This is a genomic window from Streptomyces microflavus (assembly GCF_014650075.1).
Lineage (GTDB): Bacteria > Actinomycetota > Actinomycetes > Streptomycetales > Streptomycetaceae > Streptomyces > Streptomyces microflavus.
This window is the reverse complement of the sequence record NZ_BMUG01000006.1, coordinates 426979-442833: the sequence shown is the minus strand read 5'-3', so window position 1 is coordinate 442833 and position 15855 is coordinate 426979. Positions and strand designations below refer to the sequence as shown.

16 protein-coding genes are annotated in these 15855 nt (G+C 72.6%); 8 read left to right on the top strand and 8 right to left on the bottom strand.

Annotated elements, in window-relative coordinates; genetic code table 11:
• Positions 1–3 precede the first annotated feature (3 nt).
• The gene (allB, locus tag IE264_RS19960) at positions 4–1347 is read right to left on the bottom strand and encodes an allantoinase AllB (RefSeq protein WP_031127280.1); all 1344 of its coding nucleotides are present in this window, start codon (positions 1345–1347) and stop codon (positions 4–6) included.
• A gap of 364 nt (positions 1348–1711) precedes the next feature.
• Between allB and IE264_RS19955 the strand changes: the two genes are divergently transcribed.
• Complete coding sequence (locus tag IE264_RS19955; RefSeq protein ID WP_015612371.1) at positions 1712–2512, top strand: IclR family transcriptional regulator; 801 nt, start codon at positions 1712–1714, stop codon at positions 2510–2512.
• Positions 2513–2556: 44 nt separating this feature from the next.
• On the opposite strand, the gene IE264_RS19950 is transcribed toward IE264_RS19955, so the two are convergent.
• Together IE264_RS19950 and IE264_RS19945 are read right to left on the bottom strand one after the other, a co-directional pair.
• Entirely contained in the window at positions 2557–3237 is a 681-nt protein-coding gene (locus IE264_RS19950) for an ABC transporter ATP-binding protein (RefSeq protein WP_032753830.1), read from the bottom strand.
• Positions 3234–4334, bottom strand: a complete 1101-nt coding sequence (locus tag IE264_RS19945; protein WP_032753829.1) for an ABC transporter permease — start codon at positions 4332–4334, stop codon at positions 3234–3236. Before IE264_RS19945 ends, IE264_RS19950 begins: the two co-directional genes overlap by 4 nt.
• 110 nt (positions 4335–4444) lie before the next feature.
• Between IE264_RS19945 and IE264_RS19940 the strand changes: the two genes are divergently transcribed.
• Together IE264_RS19940 and IE264_RS19935 are read left to right on the top strand one after the other, a co-directional pair.
• Positions 4445–5695 carry a sensor histidine kinase gene (locus IE264_RS19940; protein ID WP_032753828.1) on the top strand — a complete coding sequence of 417 codons (1251 nt, stop codon included), beginning with the start codon at positions 4445–4447 and terminating at the stop codon, positions 5693–5695.
• Entirely contained in the window at positions 5692–6336 is a 645-nt protein-coding gene (locus IE264_RS19935; protein WP_015612367.1) for a response regulator, read from the top strand. The genes IE264_RS19940 and IE264_RS19935 overlap by 4 nt, the downstream gene beginning before the upstream one ends.
• Before the next feature lie 23 nt (positions 6337–6359).
• Here the strand turns inward: IE264_RS19935 and IE264_RS19930 are convergent, their stop codons facing one another.
• Complete coding sequence (locus tag IE264_RS19930) at positions 6360–6674, bottom strand: DUF5955 family protein (protein ID WP_031127275.1); 315 nt, start codon at positions 6672–6674, stop codon at positions 6360–6362.
• A 191-nt stretch (positions 6675–6865) separates the two neighbouring features.
• Here IE264_RS19930 and IE264_RS19925 point away from each other — a divergent pair, with 191 nt between their 5' ends.
• On the top strand, positions 6866–7471 hold the full coding sequence (locus tag IE264_RS19925) for a nucleotidyltransferase family protein (protein ID WP_032753827.1): 606 nt from the start codon (positions 6866–6868) through the stop codon (positions 7469–7471).
• A gap of 257 nt (positions 7472–7728) precedes the next feature.
• Positions 7729–9348 (top strand): malate synthase A, encoded by a 1620-nt coding sequence (gene aceB / locus IE264_RS19920; RefSeq protein WP_015612364.1) that lies wholly within the window; start codon positions 7729–7731, stop codon positions 9346–9348.
• Positions 9349–9471: 123 nt separating this feature from the next.
• Here the strand turns inward: aceB and IE264_RS19915 are convergent, their stop codons facing one another.
• Complete coding sequence (locus tag IE264_RS19915; RefSeq protein ID WP_032753826.1) at positions 9472–10077, bottom strand: SMI1/KNR4 family protein; 606 nt, start codon at positions 10075–10077, stop codon at positions 9472–9474.
• 104 nt (positions 10078–10181) lie between these two features.
• Here IE264_RS19915 and IE264_RS19910 point away from each other — a divergent pair, with 104 nt between their 5' ends.
• On the top strand, positions 10182–11051 hold the full coding sequence (locus IE264_RS19910) for an alpha/beta fold hydrolase (protein ID WP_032753825.1): 870 nt from the start codon (positions 10182–10184) through the stop codon (positions 11049–11051).
• A gap of 81 nt (positions 11052–11132) precedes the next feature.
• Here the strand turns inward: IE264_RS19910 and IE264_RS19905 are convergent, their stop codons facing one another.
• Positions 11133–11984, bottom strand: coding sequence for an SDR family oxidoreductase (locus tag IE264_RS19905; RefSeq protein ID WP_032753823.1), 852 nt, complete (start codon positions 11982–11984; stop codon positions 11133–11135).
• A gap of 63 nt (positions 11985–12047) precedes the next feature.
• Between IE264_RS19905 and IE264_RS19900 the strand changes: the two genes are divergently transcribed.
• Positions 12048–12458, top strand: a complete 411-nt coding sequence (locus tag IE264_RS19900) for a winged helix-turn-helix transcriptional regulator (RefSeq protein WP_078657341.1) — start codon at positions 12048–12050, stop codon at positions 12456–12458.
• On the opposite strand, the gene IE264_RS19895 is transcribed toward IE264_RS19900, so the two are convergent.
• Both IE264_RS19895 and IE264_RS19890 read right to left on the bottom strand, forming a co-directional pair.
• Complete coding sequence (locus IE264_RS19895) at positions 12365–13903, bottom strand: YfcC family protein (protein ID WP_106973059.1); 1539 nt, start codon at positions 13901–13903, stop codon at positions 12365–12367. The genes IE264_RS19900 and IE264_RS19895 overlap by 94 nt on opposite strands.
• A gap of 96 nt (positions 13904–13999) precedes the next feature.
• Entirely contained in the window at positions 14000–14992 is a 993-nt protein-coding gene (locus IE264_RS19890; protein ID WP_032753821.1) for a fibronectin type III domain-containing protein, read from the bottom strand.
• A 164-nt stretch (positions 14993–15156) separates the two neighbouring features.
• On the opposite strand from IE264_RS19890, the gene IE264_RS19885 reads away from it, so the two are divergent.
• Positions 15157–15774 (top strand): TIGR03086 family metal-binding protein, encoded by a 618-nt coding sequence (locus tag IE264_RS19885; RefSeq protein ID WP_032753818.1) that lies wholly within the window; start codon positions 15157–15159, stop codon positions 15772–15774.
• Positions 15775–15855 lie beyond the last annotated feature (81 nt).

The following is a 15855-nucleotide window of genomic DNA, read 5'->3' as shown; positions in this document are numbered from 1 at the left end:
CGGTCACTGCTCGCGTTCGAGGAGGCGGCCCGCGGGCTCGGCGAGGACGCCGTCGGCCGCGATGCGGACACCGCGCAGCCAGCTGGAGCGCACCACGCCGTGCAGGGTCTTCCCGGCGTAGGCGGTGACCTGGTTGCGGTGGAAGAGCTCGGCGGGATCGACGGTGAAGGTCGCCTCGGGCGCGAGGACCGCGAAGTCGGCGTCGCGTCCGGCCTCGATGGCGCCCTTGCGGGTCAGCCCGGCGAGCGCGGCGGGGGCGGCGGACATCCAGCGGGCGACGTCGTCCAGGGAGTGGCCGCGCCTGCGGGCCTCGGTCCAGATGGCGGGCAGGCCGAGCTGGAGGGAGGAGATGCCGCCCCAGGCCGAGGCGAAGTCCGGGGTCTTGAGGTCGGTGGTGCAGGGCGAGTGGTCGGAGACGATGCAGTCGATCGTGCCGTCGGCGAGCCCGGCCCACAGGGCGTCCTGGTTGGCGGCCTCGCGGATCGGCGGGCAGCACTTGAACTCGGTCGCCCCGTCCGGGACTTCCTCGGCGGTCAGGGTGAGGAAGTGCGGACAGGACTCGACGGTGACACGGACTCCCTCGCGCTTCGCGGCGGCGATCAGCGGCAGCGCGTCGCTGGAGGAGAGGTGCAGGACGTGGACCCGGGCGCCCAGCCGCTTGGCGTGCGCGATGAGCCCCTCGATCGCGGTGTTCTCCGCGTCGCGCGGGCGGGAGGCGAGGAAGTCGGCGTAGGCGGGGCCGGAGCGCTGCGGGGCGTCGGCCAGGTGGTGCGGGTCCTCGGCGTGGACGATGAGCAGCCCGCCGAATCCGGCGATCTCCGCCATGGAGCGGGCCAGCTGCTCCTGGTCCAGCTCGGGGAACTCCTCCACGCCTGAGGGCGAGAGGAAGCACTTGAAGCCGAAGACCCCGGCCTCGTACAGCGGACGCAGGTCCTTCACGTTGGAGGGGATCGCACCACCCCAGAAGCCCGTGTCGACGTGCGCCTTGGGCGCGGCGACCTGCTGCTTGATCCGCAGGTGCTCGACGGTGGTGGTCGGCGGGAGGGAGTTGAGCGGCATGTCCAGGAGCGTGGTGATGCCGCCGGCCGCCGCCGCGCGGGTGGCGGTCCAGAAGCCTTCCCACTCGGTGCGGCCGGGGTCGTTCACATGGACGTGGGTGTCGACCAGGCCGGGGAGCAGGACGTCGTCGCCGAGGTCCTCCAGGCGGGCGCCCGCGGGCACCTCGGTGTCGTACGGCAGAACCGCGTCGATGGTGCCGCCCGCGACGGCGACCGCAGCGGGGCGGGTGCCCTCGGGGGTGACGACGCGCGTCGAGCGCAGTACCAGGTTCACGTCCGGACCGGACACCCGTGCCTCCTTCACTCCAGAATTCGACGAACTCAGGAATTCAACGAACTGTTGAAACTTTTGAAGGAGTCTTCACTTGGGAATCGCCCTCGTCAAGACCCCACTTTCCGGGACGGGGAGCCGGCGGGCCAGCGCGGCGGTCCGACTGGAGGTTTCCACAAAGTAGAAGTCATATTTCGGAGTGCGGAACGTAGCATGGGCCAGGAGAGGCAGCACCGCACCACGGTGCCGACCGCCGCCAGGCCGTCGGCACCCGGACAAAACAGCCCCTGACCGGCACGGACGCCGTCCTGTCGACTGTGGGCCGATCGGGAAGCGCCCGGTAGGCTGCTGCCTTGCCTTCCGCTTCGAAAGGACCGTTGACGTGCCGCCGTCCCACGCCAGCACAGCCGACTCCAAGCCCTCCGGTTCCAGCGGTGGGGTGCAGTCCCTCGAGCGCGCCTTCGACCTGCTGGAGCGGATGGCCGACGCCGGGGGCGAGGTCGGGCTGAGCGAGCTGTCCGCCAGCAGCGGTCTGCCCCTGCCGACCATCCACCGGCTGATGCGCACCCTCGTCGTCTGCGGTTACGTACGCCAGCAGCCCAACCGCCGCTATGCGCTCGGCCCCCGGCTGATCCGCCTGGGCGAGTCCGCCTCCCGGCTGCTCGGCACCTGGGCCCGCCCCTACCTCCAGCGGCTGGTGGAGGAGACCGGGGAGACGGCGAACATGGCGCTGCTGGACGGCGACGAGATCGTGTACGTCGCCCAGGTGCCCTCCAAGCACTCCATGCGGATGTTCACCGAGGTCGGCCGCCGGGTCCTGCCGCACTCCACCGGGGTGGGCAAGGCGCTCCTCGCCGACACCCCCGCCGACGAGGTCCGCGCACTGCTCGCCCGGACCGGCATGCCGGCCGCGACCGAGAAGACGATCACCACCCCGGAGGGGTTCCTCGACGCCCTTGAGCTGGTGCGCCGGGCCGGGTACGCGGTGGACGACAACGAGCAGGAGATCGGGGTCCGCTGCCTGGCGGTCTCCGTACCCAACTCGCCCACCTCGGCCGCGATCTCCATCTCGGGCCCGGCGGGCCGGGTGACGGAGAGCGCGACCGAGCGGATCGTGCCGATCCTCCAGCAGGTCGCCAAGGAGCTGTCGGACGCGCTGGCGAGCAACGGGACGAGCGGCTGAGCCCAGGGCTCAGCCCCGTACCGGTACAGGTCCGGCCCCAGGGCTCAGACCGCCGCCGGTACGGTCAGCCGGCCGTCGTCCATCGTCACCGTGCGGTCCATCCGGTCCAGGTGCGCCAGGTCGTGCGTGACCAGCACCGTGGCGGTGGCGCGCTCCCGGGTCAGGGTGACCAGCAGGTCCAGCACGGCCGCGCCGCGTTCGTGGTCGAGCGCGCTGGTCGGCTCGTCGACGAGCAGCACCGCAGGCTCGTTCATCAGGGCGCGGGCGATGTTGATCCGCTGGCGCTGACCGCCCGACAGCTGGTGCGGCCGCCGGTCCACCCGGTCGGCGAGGCCCACCGCGTCCAGCAGCTCGACCGCCCGGCGGCGGGCTTCCCGGGCCCGCCCGCCCGACAGGTGGGCCATCACCTGGAGCTGTTCGGCGGCCGTGAGCGAGGGCAGCAGGTTCGGCTGCTGGAAGACGATCCCGATGTGCTCCCTGCGCAGGGCCGCCCGCCCCGCCGGAGTGAGCGGCCCCGTCCTCGTACCGGCCACGACGACCTCACCGGAGTCCGGGGTGACCAGGGTCGCGGCGGCGGCGAGCAGGCTGGACTTGCCCGAACCGGACGGCCCGACGACGGCGGTGAGCGTGCCCGCCGGAACCTCCAGCGAGACCCGGTCCAGGGCGGTGAGCCGCCCGTCGCCGTCCGGGTAGGTGAGGGTCACATCGGTGAGGGTGAGCGTCATCGGGCACTCCCGAGTGCGATGAGGGGGTCGACGGCGGTGATCCGCCGGATGGACAGGGCGGCCCCGAAGGCGCCGAGGGCGATCATGATCACGGCCGGCCCCAGGACGGTCGCCGCGTCCAGCACGAACGGCACCGGCCCCCCGCCGATCAGGGCCCCGGCCCCGGCGGCGAGCGCGGTGCCGAGCCCCGTACCGAGGACGAGCATCACCACGGCCTGCCCGAGGGCGTCGCGCAGGAGGTACGGGGTGGAGGCGCCCAGCGCCTTCAGTACGGCGATGTCGCCGCTGCGCTGGATGGTCCAGACGGTGAAGAAGGCGCCGATGACCAGGGCGGAGATGGCGAAGAGGAAGCCGCGCATGAGTTGCAGCGAGCCGTTCTCCGCCTGGTAGGAGCCGATCGCGGTGAGGGAGTCGTCGAGGGAGAGGGTGCGGGTGCCGGCCGCCTCGTCCCCGGCCGCCAGGTCGGCGGAGCCGGTGGTGGTCAGGGCGATCACGGTGGCCTGTTCGGCGGGGCCCGCGCCGTCGTGGCCGATGTGCTGCCAGTCGTCGAGGGTGGTCCAGACGACGGGCGTGTGGCTGTACGAGGCGTCTCCCGCGACGGCGGCGACCTCCCGCTCCGTCCGGCCGAGCGCGATCCTGTCGCCGACCGCCGCGCCGAGCTCCTCGGCCGCCTTCTCGGAGAGCACGACCCGCCCCGGGCCGATCCCTTCCGGCGTTTCCGGCGTTTCCGGCGCCAGGGTGCCGTCGGGTTCCACACCGAAGGCGGAGACGGCGGCCGTACGGTCACCGGGGGCGGTGGCGTTCAGCGTCCGGATGCCCAGCGGCTGCGCGGCCCCGACCCCGGGGAGCTCGGCCCAGGCCCGCCAGTCGTCCTCGCGGACGGTCGAGTCGGCGAAGGACACCGACCGGTCGCCCGGCGGGGCGGCGAACGCGAGGTGGTCGGCGTCCAGACCGGTGACGGCCGAGACGTTCTCCCTGGCCAGGCCGGCCGTCAGACCGGACAGCAGGCCCACGAGCAGCGTGATCAGGACCACGACCGACCCCATGAGCGCGAACCGGCCCTTGGCGAACCGGAGGTCTCTCCATGCGACGAACATGGGTCCATCGTCGGCTGTCCGGGGTGGGGGGACATCGCGCGGGGGGAGGTCGTCGGATCAACCTTTCGATTGACCGGCCGCGCGGGGGCCGCCGCTACGCTGGACGGACCATGCATTCGCGTTCGCACACCCACGTCACCGCTGCCCTGCGGCTCTGTCTGCACGCGCTGCTGACGGGCCTGCTGGCCCTGGCGGCGGTCCGCGCGGTGGGCGGGGACGCACCGCACGCGGGTGCGGTGGTGGCGCTGACGCTGGTGACGGCGGGGGTGTACGGGGCCGGGGCGCTCGCGAAGGCGGGGGCGCGCGCCACCTCCGTACAGCAGGGGGCGCTCACCCCGTCCGTGCGCCCCGGGACCAGGGCGGCGGCCCTCTGGCTGGCCGGGCTCTGCGCCCTCTGGCTCGCGCTGCTCGTCCTGTCGGCGGACGCCCTGTGGGTGGCCTTCCCGCTCTACTTCCTCCAGTTGCATCTGCTGCCGACGCGCTGGGCCGTCCCCGCCGTCGTCGTCACCGCGGCGGCCGCGATCACGAGCTTCGTCGTACACCGTCAGGAGATCGCCCCGGGCGCCTTCATCGGCCCGCTGCTCGGCGCGGCCGTCGCCGTCGCCACGGTCCTCGGGTACGACGCGCTGTTCCGGGAGAGCGAGCGGCGCCGGGAGCTGATCGTGGAGCTGGTCGCCACCCGGGCGGAGCTGGCCGAGGCGGAACGTACGGCGGGCACGCTCGCCGAGCGCGAACGCCTCGCCCGGGAGATCCACGACACGCTCGCCCAGGGCCTGTCCAGCATCCAGCTCCTGCTGCGCGCGGCCGAGCGCACGCTGCCCGGGGACGCCCCGGCCGCCGCGCACGTCCGCGCCGCCCGGGAGGCCGCGCAGGCGAATCTGGCCGAGGCGCGTTCCTTCGTACGGGCACTGACGCCGCCGGACCTGGAGCACGGTTCGCTGGCGGCCGCGCTGGAGCGGCTCTGCGCCCGGACGACCGCGCCGGGCCTCACCGTGCGGTTCGCGGTCAGCGGTACGCCGGTGGAGCTGCCGACGCCGTACGAGGTGGCGCTGTTGCGGACCGCCCAGTCGGCGCTGGCCAACACGGTGCGCCACGCGGGGGCGGGCCGGGCGGAGATCACGCTGAGCTTCATGGACACCTCCGTGGCGCTGGACGTCGTGGACGACGGCCGGGGCTTCGACCCCTCGGGGGCGCCGGTGGACGAGCGCGGCGACGGCGGTTTCGGGCTGCCGGCGATGCGGTCGCGGGCCGCGACGCTGGGCGGCACGCTGAGCGTGGAATCGGCGCCGGGCCAGGGCACGGCGCTGGCGGTCACGCTGCCGGTGGCGGTCCCGGCCCAGGACGGGGAGCGCGCCGCATGAGCGGGGAGAACGCCATCCGGCTGCTGCTCGCCGACGACCACCCCGTCGTCCGGGCGGGGCTGCGCGCGGTCCTGGACACCGAGCCGGACTTCCGGGTCGCGGGCGAGGCCGCCACCGCCGAGGAGGCGGTGGCGCTGGCGGCGGCGGGCGGCTTCGACGTCGTCCTCATGGACCTGCAGTTCGGCCCGGGTCCGGGAATGCACGGCTCCGAGGCCACGGCGGCGATCACCGCCGCGCCGGACGGCCCCCGGGTCCTGATCCTCACCACGTACGACTCCGACGCGGACATCCTGGCGGCGGTCGAGGCGGGCGCGAGCGGCTATCTGCTGAAGGACGCGCCCCCGCAGGAGCTGGCGGGCGCGGTACGCACGGCGGCGGCGGGCCGCTCGGCGCTCGCGCCCTCGGTGGCCCACCGGCTGATGGACCGGATGCGCACGCCCGCCGAGGCGCTGACGCGCCGGGAGCTGGAGGTGCTGCAATGGGTCGGGGAGGGCCTGTCGAACCTCCAGATCAGCAAGAAGCTGTTCCTGAGCCAGGCCACGGTCAAGTCCCACCTGGTGCACATCTACGCGAAGCTGGGCGTGGACTCCCGTACGTCGGCGGTCGCGGCGGCGACGGCCCGCAGGCTGATCCGGCGCTGATCCCACGGGGCGGCTGTCCGGCCTCACCCGCGCGGCGGCTCCCCGAAGAGATCCACCGCGTTGCGTACGTCGCGCAGGGGAGCCGCGAGTGCGCTGACCGAGCCGATCGACCCCGCGATCAGCAGCAACGAGCTGCGCATGCCAGGGATCTCCGGGACCCCGCCGACCGCGATGGCATCGAGTGCCGCGAGTTCCTCCTCGGCGATGGGCCGGTCCGGGAACTCGAAGGCGAGCGAGGCCAGCTCCCGGCGCAGCCGGGAGACGGCTGTCCGCAGCTCCGCCACCCGCGGGTCCTCATCGCTGCCGGTGACCCGCTTCTGCCCCACGCTTCGCAACACAGCACTCCCCCTCGCACGTACCTGTGCCGGTGTGACCCCCGGACCCCGGGGCTGTGGCCAAGTACCGGGTTCCGCCCGCAAGTTAACGCCATGACAGGCAGTGCGCGCCACTCCACGGACAGAAATCAGGGTGCCCCTTGAGAGTGACATGCGTGTCGCGTGTGCGAATGGCTCGGTGGTATCCAGGGCTCATGGCTTCTCGAGCGACGAATCCGAAGGTGGCGGGGGTGCTGCTCGCCGCGGGCGGCGGGCGGCGGCTCGGCGGCCGCCCCAAGGCTCTGCTGGAACACCGCGGCCGCCCCCTGGTAGAGCACGCCCTGCGGGCGCTGCGCAACGGTGGCTGCGGCCCGCTCCATGTGGTGCTGGGCGCGGCGGCCGACGAGGTGCGCGCCCGGGCCGATCTCACGGGTTCCGTGGTGACGGTCAATCCGGGGTGGGAGGAGGGCATGGGCTCCTCGCTCCGGCTGGGCCTGGCCGCGCTGGCCGGTACGGGCGCGGACGCGGCGCTCGTCCTGCTGGTGGACCAGCCGGGCATCGGGGCGGAGGCGGTCGCTCGGGTGCGTCTGGCCTACCGGTCGCGGACGAGTCTGGTGGCCGCCTCGTACGACGGGGAGCGCGGCCATCCGGTGCTGTTCGGGGCGGACCGGTGGGCGGACATCGCGGCGGGGGCGGTGGGCGACCAGGGGGCCCGGGCGTACCTGCGGGAGCACCGCGATGCGATCACGCTCGTGGAGTGTTCGGATGTGGCGCAGGCGTACGACATCGACACCGCGCAGGACCTGAGCCATCTGGAGTGACCTCGGCCGACCCCGCGAACACTCCGTACCCGCCCTGGCACGCTGCGCCGCCGGGGGGCCGTTTCTGTCGACCCGGAGAATCTCGATATCAACAAACCATTGAACTTCCACCATGAGGAAACTACTATCCACTGGTCAGAAGCCCTCTGAACCTCAGACGGCACCCACGGCCGTATCTCGGAGCCATGGCACGCCGTGCCGTCTCAGGCGACCCGGCGGCCATGAGACGCCGCCGCCCGCTGAAGGAGTGACAGCTCATGTCCGCACCAGCGCCGTCCACGCTGGCCATCGTCGATGCCGAGCCCCTGCCCCGGCAGGAAGAGGTCCTGACCGACGCGGCCCTCGCGTTCGTGGCCGAGCTGCACCGGCAGTTCACGCCGCGCCGCAATGAGCTGCTCGCCCGGCGCACCGAGCGCCGCGCCGAGATCGCCCGTACCTCCACGCTGGACTTCCTGCCCGAGACGGCGGCGGTCCGCGCGGACGACTCCTGGAAGGTCGCACCGGCCCCGGCCGCGCTGAACGACCGCCGGGTGGAGATCACCGGTCCGACCGACCGCAAGATGACGATCAACGCGCTGAACTCGGGCGCCCGCATCTGGCTCGCCGACTTCGAGGACGCCTCCGCTCCCACCTGGGAGAACGTAATCCTCGGCCAGCTCAACCTGACCGACGCCTACGAGCGCCGCATCGACTTCACCGACCCGAAGTCGGGCAAGTCGTACGCGCTGAAGCCCGCCGACGAGCTCGCCACCGTCGTCACCCGCCCCCGCGGCTGGCACCTGGACGAGCGCCACATCCAGCTGGACGGCACCCCGGTGCCCGGCGCGCTGGTCGACTTCGGCCTCTACTTCTTCCACAACGCCCAGCGCCTGATCGACCTCGGCAAGGGCCCGTACTTCTACCTGCCGAAGACGGAGTCGCACTTGGAGGCCCGCCTCTGGAACGACATCTTCGTCTTCGCCCAGGAGTACGTCGGCATCCCGCAGGGCACGGTCCGCGCGACGGTCCTGATCGAGACGATCACCGCCGCGTACGAGATGGAGGAGATCCTCTACGAGCTGCGCGACCACGCCTCCGGGCTGAACGCCGGCCGCTGGGACTACCTCTTCTCCATCGTCAAGAACTTCCGTGACGGCGGCGCCAAGTTCGTCCTCCCGGACCGCAACGCGGTGACGATGACCGCCCCGTTCATGCGGGCGTACACCGAACTCCTGGTCCGCACCTGCCACAAGCGCGGCGCGCACGCAATCGGCGGCATGGCGGCCTTCATCCCCTCGCGCCGCGACGCCGAGGTCAACAAGGTGGCCTTCGAGAAGGTCAAGGCCGACAAGGACCGCGAGGCGAACGACGGCTTCGACGGCTCCTGGGTCGCCCACCCCGACCTGGTCCCGATCGCCCTGGCCTCCTTCGACGCGGTCCTCGGCGAGAAGCCGAACCAGAAGGACCGGCTGCGTGAGGACGTCTCGGTGGCGGCGGGCGACCTCATCGCCATCGACACCCTCGACGCCAAGCCCACGTACGACGGCCTGCGCAACGCCGTCGCGGTCGGCATCCGGTACATCGAGGCCTGGCTGCGGGGCCTGGGCGCCGTCGCCATCTTCAACCTGATGGAGGACGCGGCCACCGCCGAGATCTCCCGCTCCCAGATCTGGCAGTGGATCAATGCGGACGTCGTCTTCGAGAACGGCGAGCACGCCACCGCGGAGCTGGCCCGCAAGGTCGCCGCCGAGGAACTGGCCGCGATCCGCGCGGAGATCGGCGAGGAGACCTTCACCGCCGGCAAGTGGCAGCAGGCCCACGACCTCCTGCTCCAGGTCTCCCTGGACCAGGACTACGCGGACTTCCTCACCCTGCCGGCGTACGAGCAGCTGCGCTGACCGGTCCGACGACCGAAGCTCCGCCACCGCCCTCGCACCGCCCCCGGCACCGCACAGCGCCGGGGGCGGTGCGGTTGTCCGGGATCCCGGGGGTTCCAGGGGCCCTCGGAGTCCCCGGGATCCTCATCCGAAGCCGAAGCGGCGGTTCAGCCGGCCCATGTCCCAGTCCGCGACGACGCCCTCGGACGGCTCGCGCCAGTCCAGGAAGCCCTCGCCGTCGACGTACGGTTCGTAGTCGCCCCAGACACCGTCGTGGAGCCCCCGGGCCGTGGACGCGAGGTACGCGCCCAACGACGCCCACGCCCCCTCGTCGGAGAACGAGCCGCCCTCGTCCTTCGCGTGGTCCCCGACCCGTCCGAAGGAGGGCCCGGGCTCCTGGCTGACGAAGAGGCTGTTGCCGCACCCGTCCTGAGCGACGGGAACCCAGCGGGGCTCCCACCAGGGGCGCTCCCCCGGGCCGCGCCGCTGATCCGCCCGCCGGTAGGCGTGGTACTCGTCCACGATCAGGCGGGTGCCGTGGAGCTCGTGGAGGGGCGGGAGGAGGAACCCGCCCGACCCGTCGTGCCGGGCGAGGGACGCCACCAGCTCGGCCGGGAACGCACAGCCGACCGCGTCCTGCGCCGCTCGGATCTCCCCGGGGGCGGCCGGGGGCGGAAGCTCCGCGTGGACGGCGGGGGCGTTGGCGCGGAGCCACTCCTCGATCCGGTCCCATGCCTCGTCGACGGTCATGGGCACAGCATCGCCGGGGTGGTGCGGGCCCCACAAGAAGTTTCCGGGTGGAGTGAAGGGGCGCCGGCCGATGAGTTTCCGGGGCGGGGCCGGTCTGCACAGGCATGAAGACCCACACACTTGAGACCCCCGGTGCCGACCTCGTCCACGACGTGCGCGGACCGCTGCCCACCGCCGACGGGCGCCCGCCGCTGCTCATGATCGGGCAGCCCATGGACGCCGGCGGGTTCGCCGCCCTCGCGGCGCGCTTCCCCGACCGGACCGTCGTCACCTACGACCCGCGCGGGCTCGGGCGCAGCACCCGCAAGGACGGGCGGACCGACCACACGCCGGAGACCCAGGCCGACGATGTGCACGCCGTCATCGGCGCGCTGGGGGCCGGACCGGTCGAGATGTTCGCCAGCAGCGGTGGAGCGGTCACCGCGCTGGCAGTCGTGGCGAAGTACCCGGCGGACGTGACCGTTCTGGTCGCTCACGAGCCGCCCCTCATCACCCTCACACCGGACGGCCGGGCGGCCGTGCGGGCCCGGGCCGCAGTCCTGGAGGCGTACGAGAAGAGGGGATGGGGGGCCGGGATGGCCGCGTTCGTGGCGATGACCTCGTGGGAGGGCGAGTTCACCGAGGAGTACTTCGCGCAGCCCGAGGCCGATCCCGCCGCGTTCGGGATGCCCACCGAGGACGACGGCTCGCGTGACGACCCGCTGCTGTCCGACCGTTCCTGGGCGATCAGCAGCTACCGGCCGGACGCCGACGCGATCGCCGCGGCCCCGACCCGTGTGGTGATCGCCGTGGGCGAGGAGTCCACGAACGTGCAGACCGGACGCACCTCCGTCGCCACCGCCGAACTACTGGGGCAGCGGGTGACCGTGTTCCCGAGCCACCACGGCGGTTTCCTCGACGGGGAGTTCGGATATCCGGGGAAGCCGGACGAGTTCGGGCAGCGGCTGCGCGAAGTGCTCGACGGCGCCTCGTAGCCCTCGGTCCTGGGCCTGTCGGCGGGCGTGGCGTCCGGGCGCGCCCCGCCCGGTACCGCCCGCCCGGTACCGCCCGCTCGTCTACAGGCCCAGGTCGGCCAGCCACCGGCCCGTGCTCCGGGGGTCCCGTCCGAGCAGCTTCTGGGCGGACCGCTCGGGCGCGATGGCATGGTCCGTGAGCTCGCCGAGCGCCTGGTAGAGGCCGGCGACGCCCGCTGCGGGGCCCTCGCCGAGCAGGGGTGCTATCGACTCGCCGAAGGCGGCGGGCGTGATCGCTTCGTAGAAGACCTCGCGCCCGAGGTGCGCGCCGAACGCCCCGGCCAACTCCGGGCCGGTGATCGCGGGAAGCTGTCCGACGTCGACGGTGCCGGTGACGTCGGGGCGGTCGAACAGGTCGGCGACGACATCGGCGATGTCGAGGTGCGAGGCCCAGGAGACCGGGAATTCGGCGCGCAGCGGGTAGCGCAGGGCTCCCTGCTCGCGGGCGGCTCCGACGACCTGCGGCAGGAGCAGGTTCTCCAGGAACAGCCGGGGCCGGACGACCGCGTACGAGATGTCGCCCGCCTCCAGCCCGCCGGTCAGCGTCGAGACCGCGCTGTCCGCCGGGTCCGGAAGCCCACCGCCTCCGGAGCCGCTGGTGGAGAAGACCACCCGGGCCGGCGACGCCTCCCGGATCGCGGCGACGATGTTGTGCGCGTACCGGACGCGGTCCGCCTCCGCGCCGAGGGGCAGATGGACGAATACGCCGGCGGCGCCCCGGTAGAGGTCGGTCAGCTGCTGGGCGGAGGAGTAGTCGGCGGCGACGGTCGCCGGGCCCTGGGCTGCCGCGCCGGCGCGGCGGGCGAGGGGGACGACCGGCCGGCCGGCGGCGGCGAGCGCGGAGACGACGGGGGCACCTTGGGCGCCGGTGGCGCCGTGGATCACATAGGTCATGGAGCCATTAGTGCATGCGATGCATCAGTTACTTCAACTGCACTAATGGGTTAGCGTGGAACCATGTCCACGACTTCTCTGCCCGAATGCGGCGTCGCACGGTTCCTCACGCTGCTGGGCGGCCCGTGGGCCACGCTGATCGTGCGCGAGCTCCTGCACGGCCCCCATCGCTTCACCGAACTCCGTGACGCCCTGCCCGGGATCAGTCCGCACACCCTGACCAGCAGGCTCCGGCAGTTCGAGGCGACCGGCATCGTCACCCGTACCGCCTACGCCGAGATCCCGCCTCGCGTGGAGTACCGGCTCACTCCCCTCGGTGAGGGTCTGCGCGGGGTGCTGGACGCCATGGCCGCCTGGGGCGTGACCGTTCCCGAACCCCCTCAGGTCCAGACCGCCCCGAGCGCCACGAACCCGCAGATCAGCACGGCCAGGACGGCCAGCAGCGGCCAGACGAACCGCAGGTACCTGTCGTAGCCGATCTTCGCCAGCGCGACCCCGCCGATGGTGACCGCCGTCGTCGGGACCCAGAGGTTCATCCAGCCGCTCGCCGCCTGCCAGGCCGTGACGACCACCGCGCGGGAGACGCCCGCGAAGTCGGCGAGGGGGGCCAGGATCGGCATCGCCAGGGTGGCGTGGCCGGAGGTGGAGGGGATGAGGAAGGCCAGCGGCAGGTTGACGAGGAAGACGAAGACCGCGAAGAGCGCCGACGACGTCCCCGAGACCACACCCTCGATCGAGTGCAGCACGGTGTCCGTGATCTGCGAGTTGTTCATGATGACGGTGACACCGCGCGCGAGGACGATGACAAGCGCCGGGGAGATGAAGTCGGCCGCGCCCTGGATGATCGTCGAGCTGAGCTTCTGCTCGCCGAACCGGGCGACGACGCCCACCAGGACCGCGGCGACCAGGAAGAGCGCGGCCAGTTGCGGGAAGGACCAGCCCAGCTCGAAGCCGTACGGGGTGGCGTCGGCGTCGCCCGTGAGGGCCCCGGCCCACGGGACGACCGAGAAGATCATGAAGGCGAAGACCAGGGCGACGAGGACCAGGACGACCTGGTGCAGCCGGGTCAGCTCCGGGGGTTCCTCCGACTCCGCCGCGTTGTGTTCGCGGTCGCCGGGGAGGAAGCCGGAGAGTGAGCGCTCGGGGTTCCTGCGGACGCGGTTGGCGTACCGGATGACATAGGCGATCGTCACCGCCGTCAGGACCACCCACATGACCGCGCGCAGCACGATGCCGTCGCCGAGCGAGATGTCGGCGGCGGACGAGGCCACTCCGGTGGCGAAGGGGTTGACCGTGGAGCAGAGCACGCCGATGCCCGCGCCCAGGATGATCGTGCCGGTGGCCACCATCCGGTCGTAGCCGAGGGCCAGCATCAGCGGGATGATCAGGCCGTAGAAGCCGAGCGTCTCCTCCGCGAAGCCCTCGACCGTGCCGAGCAGCGAGAAGACCAGCATCACGCCCGCGATGAGCAGCGCGCCCCGGTCGCGCAGGCGGTGGGCGAGGCGGCCGATGCCCCGGTCCAGGGCGCCGGTGGCGAAGACCACCGTGATGAACGCGCCGATGGCGAGGACGAAGAGGAACACGCCCGCGCTGCCGTACAGCTCACCGGCCAGGTCCGGGCCGACCACGCCCGTCTCCGCGTCCTGGACGCCGTAGAGGCCGTTGACCGGGGAGAGGAAGAGGTCGTTCAAGCGGTCGACGAAGCTCTGGTCGGAGTCGACGCGGTGGTACGTGCCCTGGACCGGGGCGCCTTCCTCGTTGCGGTCGTAGACGCCGGGCGGGACCAGGAAGGCCAGGGCCCAGACGCCGAGCGTGACGACCACGAGGATGGTGAGGGCGCTGGGGAAGGTGAACTTCCGCCCGGCCGGGGGCTCCGCCTCCACGTCGGCCCGTGTGCTCAGGTCGTCTCCCCGATCCATGGTGCAGCCCCTTCGGTCCCTCCGGCCCGTTCCGGGACCAATGGATCACAAGGGGCGAGGGGCCGCACGCCTGGGAGGCGGATGGACCAGGCGCCGTCAGTCCGCCAGGACGATCGTGGGCTGGGCCGAGAAGTCACCCCACTTGCCGTCCGGGAGCTTGGCCCTGAGCTTCACCGAGTAGCGGGTGCCGGCCGGGTCCGCGAGGTTCAGCCGGTAGGTGGCCCGGCCCTTGGGAGGCGTACCGCCCCAGACGATGGTGGTGGTCAGCTTGCCGTTCAGGTAGAGCTGGTAGGCGGGGATCACGCCGCCCGTGTCGGGCTGGTCCCAGGACAGGTCGACGGTGAACTCGGCGCCCTCCTTGCCGATCTCGGTGCGCAGCCCGGTGGGGGCAGTGCTCGCGGGGGCGCCGGGGGCGGACTCGGTGGTGAGGTCGAGCGCATTGCTGTCGGGAGAGGACTTGTCGGAGGCGTCCCGGGCCCGGACGGTGAAGGTGTAGACGGTTCCCGGGCGCAGGCCCGCGAGCTTCGCCGTCGTCTCGGAGGACGGGACGCTGTGGATCCGGGAGCCTTCCTGGTAGATGTCGTACGAGGTGACGCCGACGTCGTCCGTGGATTGGCCCCAGGTGAGGGTGGCCGCGCGGCTTCCGTCGGCGGCGCCCGTCAGCTCGGCCGGGACGGTGGGGGCCGTGTCGTCCTTGGGCGGGGTGGCCTGGGTGGTGACGGGGACGGCCTTGCTCGGTGCGGAGAGGTTCCCGGCGGCGTCCTTGGACCGGACGGTGAAGGTGTAGTCCGTGGAGGCCGTCAGCCCGTCGACGTCGATCATGGTCTTGGCCGCCGGGACGCTCTTGACCTTGGCCTTTCCTCGGAAGACCTCGTAACCCGCGATCGCCTTGTCGTCGGAGGCGGCCTCCCACATGACGTGCACCGAGGTGGAGCTGCTGGCCTGCGCGGTCACCCCGGCGGGGACGGCGGGCGGCTTCGTGTCGGCTTCAGCGGTGGAGCCGCAGGCGACGAGGAGGGGGGCGAGGAGCAGGGCGGAACAGGCCAACGCGGCAGATATGTGGGGGCGTTGCACGGTGGTGCCTTCCATCCGGACAGCAATGGTCCAGACCTGTATGACATGGCGCGGGGGTCGCCGACAAGAGGACGGCGAGGAACCTTCCGCTATGTGGCGGTGTGCGCCGTACCCGGACCGGGCGGAGACGGTGTCGTGTCCGGCCGATGAGTTCTCGGCCGTCGCACGGTCTGCCCTGTATGAACTCCGACAGCACGCCTGCCTCCGCCCCCGCTCCCGCCCTCGACCTGGAACCGGCCGCCCGGCGGATCGCCGGTCTGCTCGGTGCGATCGACGACGGCCGGCTGGGCGGCCCCACACCCTGCCCGGACTATGCCGTACGGGAGCTGCTGGCCCACCTCTCCGGACTGGCCGCCGCCTTCCGTGACGCGGCCCGCAAGGACCTCGGGGCGAGCACGGCAGTCTCCCCGGACTCCACCCTGCCCGTCCTCGACGACGACTGGCGTGAGGTGCTGCCCCGGCGGCTGGAGGAGGTGGCGGCGGCCTGGCGCTCGGCCGACGCGTGGACGGGGATGACGCGGGCGGGCGGGGTGGAGCTGCCGGGCGAGGTGGCGGGGGCCGTCGCGCTCAACGAACTCGTCGTCCACGGCTGGGACCTGGCCCGGTCGACCGGGCAGCCGTACGGGGCCGGGGAGACCGAACTGCGCTCCTGCGAGGCCCTGCTGGCGCCGGCCGACGACGATCCGGACGGCGGGAGCCTCTTCGGGGCGCCCGTCCCGGTCCCGGACGGCGCCCCGCTGCTGGACCGGGTGATCGGCCTCAGCGGCCGCCGGCCGGACTGGCAGCCGGGAAGCTGAGGGGCGGCGGCACGCAGCTCGGTTCCGTTCCGGTGCCTCTCGCACCAAAAAGTGCGTTCTTCCACGTCAGCCCCTGCTCAC

Excerpts from the sequence above, each read along its gene's own strand:
- IE264_RS19950 (WP_032753830.1), bottom strand. The coding sequence starts at position 3,237 with ATGACGCTCACCCTCACCGATGTGACCCTCACCTACCCGGACGGCGAC.
- IE264_RS19945 (WP_032753829.1), bottom strand. The coding sequence starts at position 4,334 with ATGTTCGTCGCATGGAGAGACCTCCGGTTCGCCAAGGGCCGGTTCGCG.
- IE264_RS19940 (WP_032753828.1), top strand. The coding sequence starts at position 4,445 with ATGCATTCGCGTTCGCACACCCACGTCACCGCTGCCCTGCGGCTCTGT.
- IE264_RS19935 (WP_015612367.1), top strand. The coding sequence starts at position 5,692 with ATGAGCGGGGAGAACGCCATCCGGCTGCTGCTCGCCGACGACCACCCC.
- IE264_RS19925 (WP_032753827.1), top strand. The coding sequence starts at position 6,866 with ATGGCTTCTCGAGCGACGAATCCGAAGGTGGCGGGGGTGCTGCTCGCC.
- aceB (WP_015612364.1), top strand. The coding sequence starts at position 7,729 with ATGTCCGCACCAGCGCCGTCCACGCTGGCCATCGTCGATGCCGAGCCC.
- IE264_RS19915 (WP_032753826.1), bottom strand. The coding sequence starts at position 10,077 with ATGACCGTCGACGAGGCATGGGACCGGATCGAGGAGTGGCTCCGCGCC.
- IE264_RS19910 (WP_032753825.1), top strand. The coding sequence starts at position 10,182 with ATGAAGACCCACACACTTGAGACCCCCGGTGCCGACCTCGTCCACGAC.
- IE264_RS19905 (WP_032753823.1), bottom strand. The coding sequence starts at position 11,984 with ATGACCTATGTGATCCACGGCGCCACCGGCGCCCAAGGTGCCCCCGTC.
- IE264_RS19900 (WP_078657341.1), top strand. The coding sequence starts at position 12,048 with ATGTCCACGACTTCTCTGCCCGAATGCGGCGTCGCACGGTTCCTCACG.
- IE264_RS19895 (WP_106973059.1), bottom strand. The coding sequence starts at position 13,903 with ATGGATCGGGGAGACGACCTGAGCACACGGGCCGACGTGGAGGCGGAG.
- IE264_RS19890 (WP_032753821.1), bottom strand. The coding sequence starts at position 14,992 with ATGGAAGGCACCACCGTGCAACGCCCCCACATATCTGCCGCGTTGGCC.
- IE264_RS19885 (WP_032753818.1), top strand. The coding sequence starts at position 15,157 with ATGAACTCCGACAGCACGCCTGCCTCCGCCCCCGCTCCCGCCCTCGAC.